This is a genomic window from Paratractidigestivibacter sp., assembly GCF_052362415.1.
Classification (GTDB): domain Bacteria; phylum Actinomycetota; class Coriobacteriia; order Coriobacteriales; family Atopobiaceae; genus Paratractidigestivibacter.
Map to the genome: position 1 here is coordinate 1 of NZ_DAWEMK010000091.1, position 1,950 is coordinate 1,950.

General features: G+C 69.6%; 2 protein-coding genes. One reads left to right on the forward strand and one right to left on the reverse strand.

Going from position 1 to position 1,950, the window contains the following annotated elements; all coding sequences use genetic code 11:
• Positions 1-94: 94 nt before the first annotated feature.
• Positions 95-625 carry a DUF3267 domain-containing protein gene (locus ACT84W_RS08405; RefSeq protein ID WP_444328880.1) on the reverse strand — a complete coding sequence of 177 codons (531 nt, stop codon included), beginning with the start codon at positions 623-625 and terminating at the stop codon, positions 95-97.
• Positions 626-709: 84 nt separating this feature from the next.
• Between ACT84W_RS08405 and ACT84W_RS08410 the strand changes: the two genes are divergently transcribed.
• Positions 710-1,950 (forward strand): class I tRNA ligase family protein (locus ACT84W_RS08410; protein ID WP_444328881.1); only part of this gene is annotated, 1,241 nt, incomplete at its 3' end.

Below are 1,950 nucleotides of genomic sequence, written 5' to 3' on the forward strand. Positions count from 1 at the left end.
TTGCGCTCATGGAGCTGTCGGATGGTCTCGTTGGGGCAGGCGGCGGGCGCAGCGCTCGGGGCCGCGTGGTCGGTGGTCTTTTGGCCGGGCATGGTCACTCCTTAGATAGAAGGGTCACGCCGAACTCGGCGTCCTGCACGTGGGTGCAGGCGGGCTCGGCGAGGATCGCGGCCGCCATGAGGGCGTCGCCCACGCAGCCGGAGAGGTGGAACGCGCAGAGCAGGACCGCAAGCGCGGGGCAGGACGCGGCGAGGGCGCCGGTGGCCAGGGCGGCGGTGACGACGACCGTCGGCGCGAGGAGCGCCGCGAGCTCGCGGCCGCGGGGCACGACGGCGCCGTTCACGCTCGTGTAGAGGAAGGCGTCCTTCACGCCGAAGCTCACGCGCGCGCCCGGGCACAGCAGCTTGAAGGCGGCGCCGTGGACGAGCTCGTGGGCGGGAAGCGACGCGACGGACGCCGCCGCGAGGGCGAGCAGCCACCCGAGCCCGAGCTCGCGGCCGCCCTCCGCCACGAGGACGAGCACGGCCACGGCAAGCCCCGCCGCGAGCGCGAGCAGCGAGAGGCGCACCATGCGCCCCTGGAGCAGGGCGTCGGCGAGCACGTCTATGTCGGCGATTTTTCTCATCGCCACAACCCTACACCAGCTCCCGCGCGTTGTGGGATACTAAGCAGGTTGAATAGTCAGGGAGCAACGCAAAGGAGCAACGCGATGCCCGAGAACCGCCCCACCTTCCCCAAGCGCGCCGTCATCACCGGCGGCATGCCCTATGGCAACAAGAACCTGCACTTCGGCCACATCGGGGGCGTCTTCGTCCCGGCGGACTTCTTTGCCCGCTTCCTGCGCGACCGCATCGGGCCCGAGAACGTGATCTTCGTCTCCGGCACCGACTGCTACGGCTCCCCCATCATGGAGGGCTACCGCAAGAAGGTCGAGAACGAGGGCTATGAGGGCACGATCACCGACTACGTGCGCGCCAACCACGATGCCCAGAAGGCCGCCCTCGACGCCTACGAGATCAGCCTCGACATCTTCGAGGGTTCCGGCCTCGAGCCCGCCCGCAGCCACCACCACGCCCTGACGGCGGAGATCCTCAAGCGCCTCTACGACCGCGGCTACCTCAAGAAGCTCACCACGCGCCAGTTCTACGACGTGGAGGCCAAGCAGTTCCTCAACGGGCGCCAGGTCATCGGCCGCTGCCCGGTGCGCGGCTGCAAGTCCGAGAAGGCCTACGCCGACGAGTGCGACCTCGGCCACCAGTTCGACCCCGAGGAACTCATCGCGCCCGTCTCGCAGCTCACCGGCACCACGCCTGAGCTGCGCCCCGTTGACAACTGGTACTTCGAGCTGCCGAGCTTCCGCCCCGAGCTCGAGGCCCTCATGGACGAGTGGGACGCCGACCCGCAGGTGCGCGCCATCGTAACCAAGACCGTGCGCGAGTCGCTCGTCGACCCCGTGATCTACATCCAGAACAAGTTCCGCGAGGGCTTCGACGCCGTCGAGGCCAAGCTCCCCGCCCATACCGTGGCCGAGCCGCAGGGCAACGCCCAGTCCTTCTCGGTGACCTTCGCCGACTGGGAGGCGCGCGACGAGGCGCGCGAGGTCCTCGAGAGCGCCGGCGTCCGCTTCCGCACGGGCAAGTGCCTGCTGCCCCTGCGCATCACCGGCAACATCGACTGGGGCGTGCCCGCCCCTGAGCTCGACGGCACAGCCGGCCTCACCGTCTGGGTCTGGCCCGAGAGCCTGTGGGCGCCCATCAGCTTCACGCAGACAGTCCTCGACCTCGACGCCCAGGCGGGCGGCGGGCGCTACTCCTCCGACGACTGGCGCGATTGGTGGTGCGGCGACGACGCGCGCGTCTACCAGTTCATCGGGCAGGACAACATCTACTTCTACTGCGTCGCGCAGCCGGCGCTGTGGGACGCCCTCGGCTGGGGCCTCTTCCAGGACAC

What these genes read in the sequence shown, in the direction of transcription:
- ACT84W_RS08405 (WP_444328880.1), bottom strand. Translation starts at nt 625, where the DNA reads ATGAGAAAAATCGCCGACATAGACGTGCTCGCCGACGCCCTGCTCCAG.